Here is a 14,532-nt window from a genome sequence, read left to right as displayed (position 1 = left end):
TAGGCGGTTCGCTCGGTCAACTCAACGGCCCTTTGCCGCCTTCCAGTCCAGCGCGCGTTCGTTGCGGCCGGCCAGCCTGGCGGTCTCCGCGATCCGTCTGGACCGCGTTTCGGGGCGCTTTGCCTGCTTGATCCATTCAAGGATGCCGCGCCGGGCCGAAAAGGGAAAGGCATCGAAATTTGCACGCGCCCGCGGGACCTTGTCCAGCGCTTCGGCCAGATCGTCCGGCACGAGCCCCTGTTCGACATCGTCCAGAAAGGACCATGAACCGTCCGCGCGGGCGGCCGCGACCACCGCAGCGCCGGCCGGATGCATCAGACCCTCGACTTCGAGCTGCTCGACGATGCGCTTGTTGATCGCGGACCAGGCACTGCCGGGCTTGCGCGGCGAGATCAGAAGCAGCGAGCGGCGATCGTCCTTCCGGCGAGGCAGCGAATCGACCCAGCCGTAGCGAAGAAGGGCGCGCAGCAGCGTCTCGCGGTCGAGGTACCGGTCGGGAACGGACTTCTTCCACAGGACGAGCCAGACGCTTGCCGAGCGATCGTGATGAGAGCCGAGCCAGGCAAGCAGGTCGTCTTCGCCGGCGATCTCGACCTCGTCGAGCGTCTCGCCGGCCACCGTTCAGCCCTTGAAGGCGGTGACGTCGATCTCGACCTTCATTTCGGGCTTGATGAGATCGCTGACGGTCATGGTCGCCGCCGGTCTTATGCCGGCAAAGAACTCCCCGAGCACTGGGAACACCGTGTCGGCATGGGCCATCTCGGTGACCACGTAGCGCGCACGCACCACCTGGCCGCGCTCGAAGCCGGCCTCGGTGAGCGCCCGGTCGATCGTCGCCAGCGCGTTGCGCGCCTGTTCGGCGACATCGTCGGGCATCGTCATGGTCTTGTAGTCATAGCCGGTGGTGCCGGAGACAAAGCACCAGTCGCCGGTGACGACGGCGCGCGAATAGCCGGCGGTTTCCTCGAAGGGCGATCCGGTCGAAATCAGCTTGCGCATGGCTCAGGCTCTCTTCAGGGCGATCACGGCGTTGGAGCCGCCGAAGGCGAACGAATTGCTGACGACGGCGGAAACGTCGGCGTTGCGGGCCTCGTTCGGCACATAGTCGAGATCGCATTCTGGATCGGGCGTCTCGTAACCGATGGTGGGCGGCAGGACGCCTTCGCGCAGCGCGCCGATCGCCGCGATGATCTCGAGCGCGCCGGATGCGCCCATGCAATGGCCATGCATCGACTTGGTCGACGAGACGGCAAGGCCGTCGGCATGGGTGCCGAACGCGCGGCGGATGGCTTGGGTCTCGGTCTTGTCGTTGCCGAGCGTGCCGGTGCCGTGGGCGTTCACATAGCCGATATCGCCAGCCGAAAGGTCGGCGTCGGCAAGGCACTGTTCCATGGCGCGCGCCGCGCCGTCCATGTCCGGTGCGACGATGTCGCCGGCATCGGCGGTCATGCCGGCGCCGGCAAGTTCGGCAAGGATGGTCGCGCCCCGGGCGCGGGCATGGTCTTCCGTTTCGAGCACGACGACGCCGGCGCCATCGCCCAGGACCAGGCCGTCGCGATCGGCAGAGAAGGGCCGGCATCCGTTGCGCGACAGGATGCGCATGGAATCCCAGGCCTTCAGGACACCGAAATTGAGCGGCGCGTCGGTGCCGCCGGCGAGCATCACGTCCGCGCGCCCGGCCCGCAGCGTGTCGAGAGCGGCGGCAAAGGCGTGGTTGGCCGACGAACAGGCCGAACTGGTGCCGTAGACCGGTCCCTTGAGCCCGAAGGCCATGGAAACGTGAACGGCGGGCGAGGACGGCATCGCCTGAGGGACGAGGAAGATGTCGGTCCGCTTCTTCTTTTCGAGCAGGATGGCCTTGTAGTTGGTGTCGATGACGTCGCCGCCGAAGATGCCCGAACCGATGATCGCACCGATCCTGTTGGCGGCGGGTCCGTCGGCCTCAAGCCCGGCATGACCGATCGCCTCGCGGGCCGCGATCATGGCGAGCAGTCCGAACCGGCTTGTCGTCAGAAGCAGGCGGCGCTCGAAACCGTGATCGGGCAGTTCGCGCACCTGCGCGGCGAGCCGGGCCTTCAGTTCGTCCTTTTCCGGGATGTCGATCGGGGCGATGCCGCCCGTTCCGGACTTCATGGCCGACCAGATCGTCGGCGCGTCGTTGCCAAGGGCGCAGATGCCGCCCATGCCGGTGATGACGATGCGGGCTCGTTTCACGCGGCGCTGCTCTTTTCGACCAGGTCGCGTACCGCGCTGGTGACGTCGCCAACGGTCTTGAGCTGTTCCCAGGCGTCGGCGGCGTTGAGCTCGATCTCGATGTCGAACTCGTCCTCGAGATCGAAGATCACCTCGGCCAGTTCGAGCGACTGGATGTCGATCGTGGAAAGCTCGGTTTCCGGCGTGATCTCGGACGGGTCACGTTCGATCTTGTCGGCAATGATACGTGCCGTCTTGTCAAAAATCTCGTCAGACATGTGTATCGCCTTCGTACGGCGGTGGCCCGGCGGGCGGGCTTCGATGGTCCCCGAAACCTTCTGGTCGCTGGTTCGTGCAATGTCAATTGCCCGTCCGGGCCGGACTCAGGCCGGTTTGACGATCCGCGCGAGGATACGGCGCACGATCGGCGCCACCACGAGGACCGCCGGAAAGGCAACGGCCCACGACGAAAGCCAGGCCCCGAGGATGCCGCTGAGCGATCCGAGCGCGAGCCATGTGGAGACGCAGGCGACAATGCAGGACATCATGCCCGACAGCAGGAAACCGAACGCGATCGGTTCGAGCCTCTTGGGAATGAAAGGCTGCATGGCGTATCGCGCTCAGGCCCAGGGCCGCTGTTCGGCCAGTCTCGTTTCGTAGGTGTCGATCGCCGGCGCCCGTTCGAGCGTCAGGCCGATATCGTCAAGGCCTTCCAGCAGGCTGCGCTTGCGGTGCGGGTCGATGTCGAAGCTGATGACGCCGCCGTCGGGCCCGCGGATTTCCTGTGCCTCCAGATCGACGGTCAGCGTCGCGTTGGCGCCGCGATCGGCATCGTCGAGCAGCTTTTCGAGTTCGTCCGGCGTGACGACGATCGGCAGGATGCCGTTCTTGAAGCAGTTGTTGTAGAAGATGTCGGCGAAGCTGGTCGAGATGACGCAGCGGATGCCATGGTCGAGCAGGGCCCAGGGCGCATGCTCGCGTGACGAGCCGCAGCCGAAATTGTCGCCGGCGACCAGGATGGTGGCGTTCCGGTAGGCGGGCTTGTTGAGCACGAAGTCCGGGTTCTCCGATCCGTCATCCTGATAGCGCATCTCCGCGAACAGGCCCTTGGCGAGGCCGGTGCGCCGGATCGTCTTCAGATAATCCTTGGGGATGATCATGTCGGTGTCGATGTTGATGATCGGCAGGGGGGCGGCGACACCGGTGAGCTTGTCGAACTTTTCCATGATGGTTTTCTCTCGTCGTTCGCCGATCGCTTAGCAAAGCCGGTCGCGGAAATGAAGCGCCCGTTGCGACGGAACGATCAGATGATGTTGCGTTCGAGAAGCGGCGTTTCGGCGATCAGCCGTTCGACGCCGAAGGGTGTGCAGTCGACGCTTTCATAGCGCCCTGCGATCAGCCATTCGGCGAGCGCGCGTCCGGCCGCCGGGGCCTGTTGCACGCCGTGGCCGGAAAAGCCGGAAATGTGGAACAGGTTCGCGCAGCGCGGATCGGGGCCGATCACCGCGTTCTGGTCGAACCGGTTGTAGTCGTAGTGGCCGGCCCAGGCCGATCGCAACTTGAGGCGCTCGAAGAACGGGATGCGGTGGGCGAGCGCCGGCCACAGGCGGTCCTCGAACTGTGTCCAGTCGGGCTCGAAGTCGTCCGGGTCGGCCGGACCGTCGCTTTCGGCGGGCGGCGACGCGCCGCAGATATAGCCTTCGCCCTCGGGCCTGACATAAAGGCCGGTCGGGTCGACGGTCAGCGGCATGTCGGGATGGTGCTCGGGCGCCTCGACATAGAAGACGGTGCGTTTGCGCGGTTCGACGGGAAGGCCGAGGCCGATAAGCGCGGCGATCCGTCCCGCTGCAGCGCCGGTGGCGAGAACGTAGCGACCGGCGGACAGCGTCTCGCCCGACGCCAGTTCGATGGAGGCGATGCGGTCACCGGCAAGCCGCGCGGAGACGATGGCGTCGTCGATCAGCCGGGCGGCGCCATGCGCCTTCAGGTCGCGGCGCAGGGCGGTGAGCAGCCCCAGGGCGTCGAACCAGCCCTCGCCCTGCTCGCCGATCGCGCCGGCGGCGATGTCGTCAATGTTCAACCAGGGATAGCGCGCCGCGAGCGCACCGGCATCGAGCAGGGCGACCGGCGCGCCGGCCTCGCTCTGTACCGCGTGATTGGCCGCAAGCGCCGGCTTGCCCGCCTGTGAGGCGAGGATGAGATAGCCGTTCTCGACGAGGCCGCATTGCCGGGGCACGTCAAGGCGCTCATGCGCCTGTTTCAGGAACGAAAGGGTCGCACGCGACAGGGCGATGTTGGCGGCGATCGAGAATTGCTGGCGGATGCCGGAGGCCGACAGCGCGGTTGCGGCCCTGGCGAAGGTCGGATCGGCCTCGATCAGCGCGACAGTGCCTTCGAACCCCAATTCGGCCAGGTGCCAGGCGGTCGCCGTGCCGGCAAGGCCGCCGCCGATGATGGCGATGTCGGCCGTCAGGGCCATGGCGAGCGATAGCGGTTCATCGCGTGGACAATCGGCACTCGTCTTGAGGCCGTCAAGCCGCGATCGGACCTTGCGCGCCGCAGGGGTCGGCGGCAAGAAGGGCGTATGGTCGCCCCGTCCTTCATTCGCGCGCGCCGCTCGGCAATGTTCATACCCGGAGACCGGCAGTCGGCGCTTCGCAAGGCCGAAACGCTCGGCAGCGACGTGGTGATCTTCGATCTCGAGGACGCGGTCGCGCCCGCCGCCAAGCAGGATGCGCGCGAGGCCGTCAGGGCGCATTTCGCCGCCGCGCCCGCCTCGCCTGTCGAGCGGGTGATCCGCATCAACGGGCTCGATACGCCCTGGGGGACCGAAGATCTGCTCGCTGCGCGCGCGGCGATGCCCGATGCCGTGCTGATCCCCAAGGTCGAGAGCGCGGACACGCTGCTCGCGGTGGTCGACGCGCTCGAACAGACCGATGCGCCCGACATGTTGCGCCTGTGGGCGATGATCGAGACGCCCGGCGGGATCGTCAACGCCGCGACGATCGCCGCGCGCGGCCGCGAGGCGGGGGTGCCGCTCGCCTGCCTGGTCGCCGGCACCAACGATCTCTACAAGGCGACCGGCCTGGCGGGGCCGGGCGCGCGGGCCCATGCTCACCCCTGGCTGATGCAGATCGTTCTTGCGGCCCGCGCGGCGGACATCGCCGTGCTCGACGGCGTCTACAACGATCATCGCGACGCCGTGGGCTGCGCTGCCGAGTGCCAAGAGGGCGCGCAGATGGGTTTCGATGGAAAGACGCTGATCCATCCGGGCCAGATCGGTGCCGCGAACGCGGCCTTCTCACCCGGACCGGAGGCGGTCGCGCGGGCGCGCCGGCTGGTTGCGGCGTTCGCCGAGCCGCAGAACGAGGGGCGCGGGGTGATCGCGTTCGAGGGTGCTATGGCCGAACGGCTGCATCTCGAACAGGCCGAGGCGCTTCTGGCGCGCGCGGCGCGCATCGCCGACCCCGATCGACAAGGAAAGGAGCCGGCCAATGCCGATGAAAGCCTATCGCATGCTCACGGGAATTGACGACTCGGCCTTCTGCCACAAGGTCACCGAAGCGCTGAACAAGGGATGGTCGCTGCACGGCGATCCGGTCTATGCGTTCGATCCGGTCGCCGCGCAGATGCGGTGCGGCCAGGCGGTGGTCAAGGACGTCCCCGACCAGGATTACGATCCGGCGGTCAGGCTTGGCACGCTTTAGAATGACCGAATGGACGCGACGGACCGGCCCGATCCTGCCTGCCCGCCCGCCCGTCGTCATGCTCGCGCTGCTCCTTGTCTCGATCCTCTGGACCGTCGCCCCGGTGCGCGCCCAGCCGCAGTGCGCGCTCTCGCTGATCCTTGCCATCGACGTGTCGTCCAGCGTCGATGATCGCGACTACCGGCTGCAGATGGACGGCCTCGCCGAGGCCTTTCGGGATCCGCAGATACGCGAGGCGATCACCCGCGTCGGCGGCATCCAGGTGACGGCGTACGAGTGGAGCGGGCGGCGCCAGCAGGTGGAGATCGCGCCCTGGACGTTTCTTGCCGGCGATGCGTCCGTGCTCGCGCTTGCCGACCGGCTGCAGGCCCATCCGCGCGGACATACGGCCTTTCCGACCGCGCTCGGCTATGCGCTCGGACACGCGGCCTCGCTGTTCCGTTCCGCGCCGCTCGACTGCACGCGCAAGGTGATCGACGTGTCCGGCGACGGCGTCAACAATGAGGGTTTTTCGCCTGAACTGGCCTATGCGAACTTCCCGTTCGAGGGGGTGCAGGTCAACGGGCTGGTGATCGCCGGCGCACGGCCCGATCCGGTCGCCTTCTACCAGGAGCATGTGCTGTACGGCCCGGGCGCGTTTCTCGAGATCGCCGACGGGTTCGCGGATTTCGAGGCGGCGATGAAGCGCAAGCTCTTGCGCGAGATCATCGGGGGCGCCCTGTCCGGCGTTCCCGATCGGAGGCGCGCGGCACTCGTCCGGCAGGCCGGACCCTCCTCGCGCTGGATAGCCGGTGCGGTTCAGCCCGCCGAGGCCTCGATGCGGGCCATGTCGTCGTCCGACAGGCCGAAATGGTGCCCCAGTTCGTGGATGAGCACGTGGGTGACGATGTCGCCAAGCGTCTCGTCGTTCTCGGCCCAGTAGTCGAGGATCGCCCGCCGGTAGAGCGTGATGCGATTGACCTGATCGCCGGTCGCCGGGTTCCACAGCTCGGCGATGCCGCGCCCTTCGAAGAGCCCGAGCAGATCGAACGGCGTCTCGAGCCCCAGATCGTCGGCGACGTCCTCGGTCGGGAATTCGGCGATGCGGATCTGGACGTCGCCGGTCAGCTTGCGGAACTCGCGCGGCAGGTGCGCATAGGCTTCCCGCGCGATCTGTTCGATCTCGGCGAGACCGGGCGAAAACCGGTCCTTCCAGTCACTTTGATGGTCGAAAATGGCCATGGCCGCGCCGGTTACACCCAACTCGCATCGGTTGCCAAGGCTTTCATATATGGAGCGGGGTCCGGTTTGGAAAGACGGCGCCGGGGGCGCACGCAAGATGAGGAAGGCGGTCGCCGCAGCTACCGCCCCCCTGCATTGCCTGGACAGACCCCGATCGTCATCGCCACTTCACCTGACGGTTCCGCGACGCACACGCCGGGCTCTCCCAGCAGAACCGGATCGCGCACCTTGCGGCCGAAGCCGCTCGATCACTCTCTCCGGGCCGTGCCGACCATCCCTCGGGCTGGCCTGCCGTATTTTGTTCGCGCCCATGGCTGGCGCTAGACTTCACTGTCCGAAAACAGTGTCATCGTTCGACATCAAGGATGAATTACTTCATCTTCGAAGTCTATCGCTCCAACCTCTCAGTCGGAACAGCAACCTGTTTAGGGTTGCGGCAATCGTTCTGCGTTTCCGTTAAGTCCTGCTTTCCGATTACCTGCATGAATATTGCCGCAAACTTGCGGTCGAGTCGAGTCGGTGTCATCGACGCTGTGGACAAAGCCGGCCGCCCCGGGCCTCGCGGTCGTCTTGGCATTGGGAAACCACCGGTTTTCGCGGCGGCGGGCTGTGGACAATTAAGCGCGGCAGGCACGCCTCAGGCGCGGCGGCGCACGGCGGTGGGGCCGGTGGCGGCCGAAAGCGCGTCGGCCTTGTCGTTGATCGTCTCGCGGATCGCGTCCCAGAGCAGCGAAAAGGACTGGAAGCCCTCGTCGGTGACCTCGTCGGTGTCGAGCGCGACGACGACCTTGCGCAGCACCTCGTTGAGTTCGCCCTTCAGCGTCGCGAGTTCGTCCAGTGTCGTCGCGGCCGCCGTCCGCCGTTCAATCTCGAGAAGCTCGTAATTGTAGACGTCGGCGCGGTTCTTCTGGCTGGCAACGAAACGCGACCTGAGGGCGATCAGGCCGGAGACGAGGATGGTCAGAACCGTGACCAGAAGGGCGAGCGGCTCGGCGTTCTCCTGCACGAAGCTCGGCTCGTCCCGGTTGTAGAAGGCTTCGGCGCCGTCGTGCAGCGGCACCGAGAGGCCGCGCTCGGCGTCGGGCGCCGTTATGGCGGAGGCAAGGGCGAACCGGATGGTCAGATCCTTGCGGTGCTCGAACAGGATGCGCGTGAGCTCGCGGATGGGCTGCTCGCCGACATCGGCGCGGGTCACGAGCACCCGGTCGACGGCGAGAGTGGGCGTGTCGGTGTCGGGCACCGGCAGGGCCCCCGTGAACCCGCCGAGCGGCACCTGAGAGGCGGTCAGGAAAGGGCGCTTGAGCGCGATCGCCTCGGCCTGGCGGATCGGTATGTAGCGCAGCTTCAATCCGGTCAGCTGGGCATCCTCGAACATGCGCAACAATTGCCGGTCGCGGATCGAGCGGACCGCGAACAGCGCGTCGACCTCGCCACGCAGCAGCTTGTCGGCGCCGTCGACGAAGGGCTCGGCCCGCCAGTCGAACCCGTCGATGGGCAGGTCGTAATGGTCGCCGACCACCCAGAAGGAACGGAAGTTGGCGGTGTCGTAATCGGGGATCGAAATGCTGATCCGGTCGAGATCATGGACCGAACGCGCGCGAACTCCGTCGCGGACGATGATGTGGAACAGGTCCGGATAGAGATCGGCGATGCCGCGAATGTCGCTGAACACGGGCGTGTCGGCGCGTATCACGGCCGCATCGATGCGTTTGGCGTTCAGGAACGCGATGTTCTGTGAGGCGTCGCGGGTCGGGCGAATGTCGAGGCGCAGCCGGTCCGAATGGCGTTCGACGACCTCGGCCACTTCGCGCATCAGCGTATAGGCGTCCGAACCGGACTGCCCGGTGCCGATGGTGAGGATCTCCGGCGCCCGGTCCCGGCTGATCCATTGCCAGGTCAGGGCAACGGCGATGCCCATCGCGAGAACCGTGATGAAGACGCCTGCGCGGAACAGCCGCGTGCGCCGTGATCGCACGTTGGCCGACGCCGGGGCGGCGCCGCGCGCGCCGCGCCGGCTCCCCTTGTCGCGTCGCATGCGTGCGGCCATCGTTCCGGTGCTCCGTTGTCAGCGACCCCTGTCGCGCGCGGCGAGCGTGCGCAGCCGCAATGCGTTCAGGCGGATGAAGCCGGCCGCGTCCTTCTGGTCGTAGGCGCCGCGATCGTCCTCGAAGGTGACGAGCGCGTCGTCATAAAGCGAGGCGTCCGACTTGCGTCCGGTGACGATCACGTTGCCCTTGTAGAGCTTGAGCCGCACCGTGCCCTCGACGCTCCTCTGGCTCTCGTCGATCGCCGCCTGCAGCATCAGCCGTTCGGGCGAGAACCAGAAGCCGTTGTAGATCAGCTCGGCATAGCGCGGCATCAGTTCGTCCTTCAGATGCGCGGCACCGCGGTCGAGCGTCACCGATTCCATCGCCCGGTGGGCGGCCAGCAGGATCGTGCCGCCCGGCGTCTCGTAGACACCACGCGACTTCATGCCGACGAAGCGGTTCTCGACCAGATCGAGCCGGCCGATGCCGTTGTCGCGGCCCAGATCGTTCAGCGCGGCGAGCAGGGTTGCCGGGCTCATCGCCTTTCCGTTCAGCGCGACCGCATCGCCTTTTTCGAAGCCGATTTCGATCTCGGTCGGCGTATCGGGCGCATCCATCGGCGAGACGGTGCGCATGTGCACATATTCGGGCGGCTCCACCCAGGGGTCCTCGAGCACCTTGCCCTCGGAAGAGGAGTGCAGCAGGTTGGCGTCGACGGAGAACGGGGCCTCGCCCTGCTTGTCCTTTGGCACCGGGATCTGGTGGTCGCGGGCGAAGTCGAGCAGGTCGGTGCGGGACTTGAACGTCCAGTCGCGCCACGGCGCGATCACCTTGATGTCGGGATTGAGCGCATAGGCGGACAGTTCGAAGCGTACCTGGTCGTTGCCCTTGCCCGTCGCGCCATGGGCGACGGCGTCGGCGCCGGTTTCGGCGGCGATCTCGACGAGCCGCTTCGAAATCAGCGGCCGGGCGATCGATGTGCCCAGCAGGTAGACCCCTTCATAGACGGCGTTGGCGCGGAACATCGGAAAGACGAAGTCCCGCACGAACTCCTCGCGCAGATCTTCGATGTAGATCTCGCGGATGCCGAGCATTTCGGCCTTCTTGCGGGCCGGCTCAAGCTCATCGCCCTGGCCCAAATCGGCGGTGAAGGTGACGACCTCGGCGCCCAGTTCGGTCTGCAGCCATTTGAGGATGATCGAGGTGTCCAGCCCGCCCGAATAGGCCAGCACCACCTTGTTGATGTTCTTGAGATCGGTCGACATGAAGGTTCCGTGAGAAGGGTTCGTTGCGGCGCGCACCATATTGGCTTTCCCTACGGGCGCAAGCCAATCGAAAGGCGATCCTGGCGGCGATATCAGACGGCAGGCGCCCTACCCCGCCGCATGGACGCGGCGATGGCCGCGAACGTGCAGAACAGCGCCGGTGGGAGCAGGACGCCGAGCACCGCGTCGGACAAAAAGTGCGCGCCGAATGCGACGCGGCCGATGGCCGTCGTCACGCCGGCCAGCGCGAGCACGACGAAGGCGGCGCGGCGAAGCTCGGGCGGGAACAGAACCGTCAGGCAGATCAGCCAGCCGCCGCCGGCCGCTTCGCCGGAGACGAACGAGCAGTTGCCGGCGCACGCGCCCGCCATGGAACCCGCCTCGACAAACGGCATCGTCCCGCCGAAGGGCTCGGTCATCCAGGGGCGCGGCCGGCCCCAAAACTCCTTGAGAACGCCATTGACGATCACGCCCGGACCCAGCGCAAGGGTCGCAAGCACGATCGCCTTTGTGCGGAGCTGGACATGGCGCCAGCGCGCGCCGTCGCGCAGATCGAGCACCAAGAGCACGGACAGCGCGAGGCCGATCGCCACCGGCGCATGCTGCAGGAGGTCGCGGACCGCGTTGGCGCGGGGCGAAGAGGCAAGTGGAAAGCCCGCACAGCGATCAGCCCCTGCCGAGCGGGCGCAGGCGGTCTCGTCGAAGAACAGAGCGGAGGCGGCGAGGTCGACCGCCGGCAGCATGGCGAACGCGACGACAAGAGCGAACCATCCGATCACGAGCGCGAGGGCGAGAATCGGGTTGCTCCAGAGGCCGAACGGGTCTTGATTGGCAGGCATGGCGGCGGTCATTGGTCGCCGATGCCTTCGCATGCGGTGCATCGGGCGGCAAGCGCGCGGTGCAGCAAGATGGTCGAGCCCAGGGGGAGCCATGACGCAGTTCATTCCCGATCCGGCGATACTGGCGCAGTTCGCGCTGGCCGCGGCGATCCTTGCGGTCACGCCGGGCCCGGACATGGCGCTCTATGTGGGGCGTTCGATCACCCATTCGCGCGCGGTCGGGCTTGCCTGCTTCGCCGGCGCGGTGACCGGCATCCTCGTCCATACGATGCTGGTCGCGCTCGGTCTTTCGGCGCTGCTCGTCGCGGCGCCGACCGCATTCCTTGTGCTGAAGATCGTCGGCGCGGGCTATCTCGTCTGGCTTGCGTTTCAGGCAATCCGGCACGGCTCGTCCTTCACCATGCGCGAGGGCAAGGCGGAGCGGACCGGCTCGTTGTGGGGGCACTATCTGACCGGGATCGGCATCAACATCCTCAATCCCAAGGTTGCCCTGTTCTTTCTGACCTTCCTGCCGCAGTTCGTCTCAACCACCGATCCGGACGCCCCGGGCAAGCTGGTCTTTCTCGGCCTGTTCTTCCTGATCGTCGCGATACCGCTGATCCTGCCGATGATCTTCGCCGCCGACCGCTTCGCGCTGGCGCTGCGGGCGCGGCCGAGGGTCACGCGCGCGCTGGACTGGCTGTTCGCCGGCGTCTTCGGCGCGTTCGCGGTCAAGATCCTCACGGCGCAGGCCCGCTGAGCGCCGCCGGTCCGGCGGCCCGGTTTTCATCACGGTCCGGCCGCACTATTGCTGGCATGCATGCAACCGGCGATTCGCGGACGGTGGACCCCTTGATCAGGTTCGACAATGTGGGATTGCGGTACGGGCTCGAACCGGAGGTGCTGTCCGACATCTCCTTTCACATTCCGGCCCAGTCCTTCCAGTTCCTGACCGGTCCCTCGGGCGCCGGCAAGACGTCGCTGCTGCGACTGCTGTTCATGTCGCTCAGACCGACGCGCGGCCAGATCACCGTCTTCGGCAAGGATGCGTTGACGCTCGACCGGCACGAACTGCCACTGCTGCGGCGGCGCATCGGCGTCGTCTTCCAGGATTTCCGTCTTCTGAGCCACATGACGATCTTCGAAAACGTCGCCCTGCCGCTCCGGGTGCGCGGCAAGGAGGTCGAGAACTATCGCCGCGACGTTTCCGAACTGCTCGACTGGGTCGGGCTCGGCGACAAGCTGCACGCCTTCCCGCCGGTGCTCTCGGGCGGCGAGAAGCAGCGCGTGGCGATCGCGCGCGCGCTGATCGACCAGCCGGAGATCCTGCTGGCGGATGAGCCGACCGGCAATGTCGATCCGCCCATGGCGCGCCGCCTGCTGCGCCTGTTCATCGAACTCAACCGCTCCGGCACCGCCGTCGTCATCGCAACGCACGATCTGGGCCTGATGGACCAGGTCGACGCGCGTCGCATGATCCTGTCGAACGGGCGTCTGGACATGTTCGGATGAGCGGGGACGAGACCATCGTGGTCGGGCGCACACCTTCGCCCTCGCCGATCGTGCCGCCGGGCAACATCGCGGGCCAGGCGCTGATCCTGGTGGTGGCGATCATGTCGTTCCTGTCGAGCTTGACGATCGGCGCGGTGTCGCTGGTCGGGCAGAGCGCGGCGACGTGGCAGAGCCAGATCTCGCGCGAGGCGACCGTGCAGATCAGGCCGGCGCGCGACTTCGACATCGAGACGGCGCTGGCCGAGGCGCGGGCGATCGCGGCGGACTTCGACGGCGTGCGCGCGGCACGCATCATCGGCCCGGACGAGACGCTGGCGCTGCTCGAGCCATGGCTCGGCAGCGGGCTCGCGCTGGACGAACTGCCCGTGCCGCGGCTCGTGGTGATCACCATCGACGAGACGGCGCCGCCGGACTTCTCCGCCATGCGCGCGGCGATCACCGAAGCGGTGCCGAACGCGACGCTCGACGATCATCGCGCGTGGGTGGGTCGGCTGGTCGCCATGGCGCGCACCACCACGCTTGCCGGCATCGCCATCCTGGGGCTGGTCCTTGCGGCGCTCGTCATGACGGTCGTGTTCGCCACGCGCGGCGCTCTGGCCGGCAATCACGAGGTGATCGAGGTCCTGCATTTCGTCGGTGCCCGTGCCGGCTTCATCGCCCGGCAGTTCGAGCGCCGTTTCCTGTTGGTCGGCCTTCAGGGGGCCGCGGCCGGCGGGGCGCTGGCGATGCTCGTCTTCCTCGCCACCGGCTTGTGGGCCCGCCGCAATCTGACGAGCGCGGAGAACGAGCAATTGTCGGCCTTCTTCGGCGACTTCGCGATCGGCCCCTGGACCTATCTGGGCGTGCTCGTCGTGATCGGACTGGTCGGGCTCCTGACGATGATCACGACGCGAATCACCGTGCTGAGCGTCCTGCACGAGATCGACGAAAAGCGCGCCGATCCGGCATTGTGATCGCCTTTGCCGGACATGAATTGCGATTCTGACGGGGAACGGGACCCTCCCGACGCCGTTCGGGCATGATTTTGCCTATCGCCTGCCCCATTCGGTGGTTAACACTTCCCCGTGATGCAGACGAGCCCGCAAGCCGATCCCACCGTCGATGGCTATGGTCAGGCCGACCGGCCGGCCGGTCGCCGCCGGCCCCGGCCGCTTCCCGTGCTGTCGCTTGCGCTGCTGGCGGGGGCGGCTTTCGTCTTGGCCGGCTTCGTCGGTTTTGCGGCGCAGGTCGACGCGCAGGCCAATCGCCTCGATCCAGCCGCGAAGGCCGACGGCATCGTCGTGCTGACGGGGGGCCGGGCGCGGCTTGATTCCGCAGTCGCGCTGCTGCGCGCCGACCACGGCGCGCGGCTTCTGATCAGTGGCGTCGACGCGTCGATCAGCGAGGAAACGCTGCGGAATACGCTCGGGGTCAGCGCCGACCTCTACGCCTGTTGCATCGATATCGACCGGGAGGCGCTGGACACGACCGGCAACGCGCGGAGCAGTGCCGAATGGGCGGCGCGCAACGGCTATTCGAGCCTGATCGTCGTCACCAACGATTATCACGTACCGCGTTCGATGCTGGAGATGCGCAGGGTGATGCCGGGCCAGCAACTGACCGCCTATCCCGTGATCAACGAGAACCCCCGTTCAGCCGACATGACCGGAACGGTCGACCGCTACCGGGTGCTGATCGGCGAATACGCCAAATATCTGGTCGCCCAGGCACGGGGCCTTTCCATCTGACCGCCGACCGCGATAAACGGGCGGCATGAGCCGGGGACCAGCCGGCCCGTTCGAGGTGCTGC

At 66.9% G+C, this 14,532-nt stretch carries 17 protein-coding genes and 1 pseudogene; 7 read left to right on the top strand and 11 right to left on the bottom strand.

Features of this window, described 5'->3' with window-relative positions:
- Positions 1-21: 21 nt before the first annotated feature.
- From E0E05_RS00695 to E0E05_RS00665, 7 genes are all read right to left on the bottom strand, one after another.
- On the bottom strand, positions 22-618 hold the full coding sequence (locus E0E05_RS00695) for a YdeI/OmpD-associated family protein (RefSeq protein WP_210215741.1): 597 nt from the start codon (positions 616-618) through the stop codon (positions 22-24).
- Positions 619-621: 3 nt separating this feature from the next.
- Entirely contained in the window at positions 622-999 is a 378-nt protein-coding gene (locus E0E05_RS00690) for a RidA family protein (protein ID WP_131614939.1), read from the bottom strand.
- Positions 1,000-1,002: 3 nt separating this feature from the next.
- Positions 1,003-2,214 carry a beta-ketoacyl-[acyl-carrier-protein] synthase family protein gene (locus tag E0E05_RS00685; RefSeq protein ID WP_131614938.1) on the bottom strand — a complete coding sequence of 404 codons (1,212 nt, stop codon included), beginning with the start codon at positions 2,212-2,214 and terminating at the stop codon, positions 1,003-1,005.
- Positions 2,211-2,471 (bottom strand): phosphopantetheine-binding protein, encoded by a 261-nt coding sequence (locus E0E05_RS00680; protein ID WP_052287823.1) that lies wholly within the window; start codon positions 2,469-2,471, stop codon positions 2,211-2,213. Before E0E05_RS00680 ends, E0E05_RS00685 begins: the two co-directional genes overlap by 4 nt.
- A 105-nt stretch (positions 2,472-2,576) precedes the next feature.
- Complete coding sequence (locus E0E05_RS00675; protein WP_131614937.1) at positions 2,577-2,801, bottom strand: DUF2798 domain-containing protein; 225 nt, start codon at positions 2,799-2,801, stop codon at positions 2,577-2,579.
- 12 nt (positions 2,802-2,813) lie between these two features.
- Positions 2,814-3,419 (bottom strand): 3-isopropylmalate dehydratase small subunit, encoded by a 606-nt coding sequence (gene leuD, locus E0E05_RS00670; RefSeq protein WP_131614936.1) that lies wholly within the window; start codon positions 3,417-3,419, stop codon positions 2,814-2,816.
- A 77-nt stretch (positions 3,420-3,496) separates the two neighbouring features.
- The gene (locus E0E05_RS00665) at positions 3,497-4,672 is read right to left on the bottom strand and encodes an NAD(P)/FAD-dependent oxidoreductase (protein ID WP_131614935.1); all 1,176 of its coding nucleotides are present in this window, start codon (positions 4,670-4,672) and stop codon (positions 3,497-3,499) included.
- Between the two features lie 144 nt (positions 4,673-4,816).
- Between E0E05_RS00665 and E0E05_RS00660 the strand changes: the two genes are divergently transcribed.
- The 3 genes and pseudogenes from E0E05_RS00660 to E0E05_RS00650 form a co-directional block, all read left to right on the top strand.
- Positions 4,817-5,725, top strand: coding sequence for an HpcH/HpaI aldolase/citrate lyase family protein (locus tag E0E05_RS00660; protein ID WP_244597859.1), 909 nt, complete (start codon positions 4,817-4,819; stop codon positions 5,723-5,725).
- The gene (locus tag E0E05_RS00655) at positions 5,694-5,900 is read left to right on the top strand and encodes a DUF1737 domain-containing protein (protein WP_039722571.1); all 207 of its coding nucleotides are present in this window, start codon (positions 5,694-5,696) and stop codon (positions 5,898-5,900) included. Before E0E05_RS00660 ends, E0E05_RS00655 begins: the two co-directional genes overlap by 32 nt.
- Before the next feature lies 1 nt (position 5,901).
- A pseudogene (locus E0E05_RS00650) lies at positions 5,902-6,552 on the top strand (DUF1194 domain-containing protein); the annotation flags it as partial.
- A 146-nt stretch (positions 6,553-6,698) separates the two neighbouring features.
- On the opposite strand, the gene E0E05_RS17610 reads toward E0E05_RS00650, so the two are convergent.
- The 4 genes from E0E05_RS17610 to E0E05_RS00630 all read right to left on the bottom strand — a co-directional run bounded on the left by E0E05_RS17610 (position 6,699) and on the right by E0E05_RS00630 (position 11,252).
- Positions 6,699-7,121 carry a metallopeptidase family protein gene (locus E0E05_RS17610; protein WP_131614933.1) on the bottom strand — a complete coding sequence of 141 codons (423 nt, stop codon included), beginning with the start codon at positions 7,119-7,121 and terminating at the stop codon, positions 6,699-6,701.
- 637 nt (positions 7,122-7,758) lie between these two features.
- Positions 7,759-9,168 (bottom strand): TAXI family TRAP transporter solute-binding subunit, encoded by a 1,410-nt coding sequence (locus E0E05_RS00640; protein WP_131614932.1) that lies wholly within the window; start codon positions 9,166-9,168, stop codon positions 7,759-7,761.
- Between the two features lie 18 nt (positions 9,169-9,186).
- On the bottom strand, positions 9,187-10,413 hold the full coding sequence (locus E0E05_RS00635; RefSeq protein WP_131614931.1) for an argininosuccinate synthase: 1,227 nt from the start codon (positions 10,411-10,413) through the stop codon (positions 9,187-9,189).
- Positions 10,414-10,505: 92 nt separating this feature from the next.
- Positions 10,506-11,252: a phosphatase PAP2 family protein gene (locus E0E05_RS00630; RefSeq protein WP_158629235.1), complete on the bottom strand. Its 747-nt coding sequence runs from the start codon at positions 11,250-11,252 to the stop codon at positions 10,506-10,508.
- Between the two features lie 91 nt (positions 11,253-11,343).
- Here E0E05_RS00630 and E0E05_RS00625 point away from each other — a divergent pair, with 91 nt between their 5' ends.
- From E0E05_RS00625 to E0E05_RS00610, 4 genes are all read left to right on the top strand, one after another.
- A complete protein-coding gene (locus E0E05_RS00625) occupies positions 11,344-11,991 on the top strand; it encodes a LysE family translocator (protein ID WP_131614929.1) in 648 nt (215 codons plus the stop codon).
- Between the two features lie 92 nt (positions 11,992-12,083).
- Complete coding sequence (ftsE, locus tag E0E05_RS00620) at positions 12,084-12,743, top strand: cell division ATP-binding protein FtsE (protein WP_131614928.1); 660 nt, start codon at positions 12,084-12,086, stop codon at positions 12,741-12,743.
- The gene (locus E0E05_RS00615) at positions 12,740-13,696 is read left to right on the top strand and encodes a cell division protein FtsX (RefSeq protein WP_131614927.1); all 957 of its coding nucleotides are present in this window, start codon (positions 12,740-12,742) and stop codon (positions 13,694-13,696) included. Before ftsE ends, E0E05_RS00615 begins: the two co-directional genes overlap by 4 nt.
- A 114-nt stretch (positions 13,697-13,810) precedes the next feature.
- Entirely contained in the window at positions 13,811-14,470 is a 660-nt protein-coding gene (locus E0E05_RS00610; RefSeq protein WP_244598020.1) for a YdcF family protein, read from the top strand.
- Positions 14,471-14,532: the final 62 nt, after the last annotated feature.

The organism is Roseitalea porphyridii, from assembly GCF_004331955.1.
Lineage (GTDB): Bacteria > Pseudomonadota > Alphaproteobacteria > Rhizobiales > Rhizobiaceae > Roseitalea > Roseitalea porphyridii.
The sequence above is the reverse complement of the archived record's forward strand: the minus strand, read 5'-3'. Positions and strand labels throughout refer to the sequence as shown.

Excerpts from the sequence above, each read along its gene's own strand:
- E0E05_RS00690 (WP_131614939.1), bottom strand. The coding sequence starts at position 999 with ATGCGCAAGCTGATTTCGACCGGATCGCCCTTCGAGGAAACCGCCGGC.
- E0E05_RS00680 (WP_052287823.1), bottom strand. The coding sequence starts at position 2,471 with ATGTCTGACGAGATTTTTGACAAGACGGCACGTATCATTGCCGACAAG.
- E0E05_RS00675 (WP_131614937.1), bottom strand. The coding sequence starts at position 2,801 with ATGCAGCCTTTCATTCCCAAGAGGCTCGAACCGATCGCGTTCGGTTTC.
- leuD (WP_131614936.1), bottom strand. The coding sequence starts at position 3,419 with ATGGAAAAGTTCGACAAGCTCACCGGTGTCGCCGCCCCCCTGCCGATC.
- E0E05_RS00665 (WP_131614935.1), bottom strand. The coding sequence starts at position 4,672 with ATGGCCCTGACGGCCGACATCGCCATCATCGGCGGCGGCCTTGCCGGC.
- E0E05_RS00660 (WP_244597859.1), top strand. The coding sequence starts at position 4,817 with ATGTTCATACCCGGAGACCGGCAGTCGGCGCTTCGCAAGGCCGAAACG.
- E0E05_RS00655 (WP_039722571.1), top strand. The coding sequence starts at position 5,694 with ATGAAAGCCTATCGCATGCTCACGGGAATTGACGACTCGGCCTTCTGC.
- E0E05_RS17610 (WP_131614933.1), bottom strand. The coding sequence starts at position 7,121 with ATGGCCATTTTCGACCATCAAAGTGACTGGAAGGACCGGTTTTCGCCC.
- E0E05_RS00640 (WP_131614932.1), bottom strand. The coding sequence starts at position 9,168 with ATGGCCGCACGCATGCGACGCGACAAGGGGAGCCGGCGCGGCGCGCGC.
- E0E05_RS00635 (WP_131614931.1), bottom strand. The coding sequence starts at position 10,413 with ATGTCGACCGATCTCAAGAACATCAACAAGGTGGTGCTGGCCTATTCG.
- E0E05_RS00630 (WP_158629235.1), bottom strand. The coding sequence starts at position 11,252 with ATGCCTGCCAATCAAGACCCGTTCGGCCTCTGGAGCAACCCGATTCTC.
- E0E05_RS00625 (WP_131614929.1), top strand. The coding sequence starts at position 11,344 with ATGACGCAGTTCATTCCCGATCCGGCGATACTGGCGCAGTTCGCGCTG.
- E0E05_RS00615 (WP_131614927.1), top strand. The coding sequence starts at position 12,740 with ATGAGCGGGGACGAGACCATCGTGGTCGGGCGCACACCTTCGCCCTCG.
- E0E05_RS00610 (WP_244598020.1), top strand. The coding sequence starts at position 13,811 with ATGCAGACGAGCCCGCAAGCCGATCCCACCGTCGATGGCTATGGTCAG.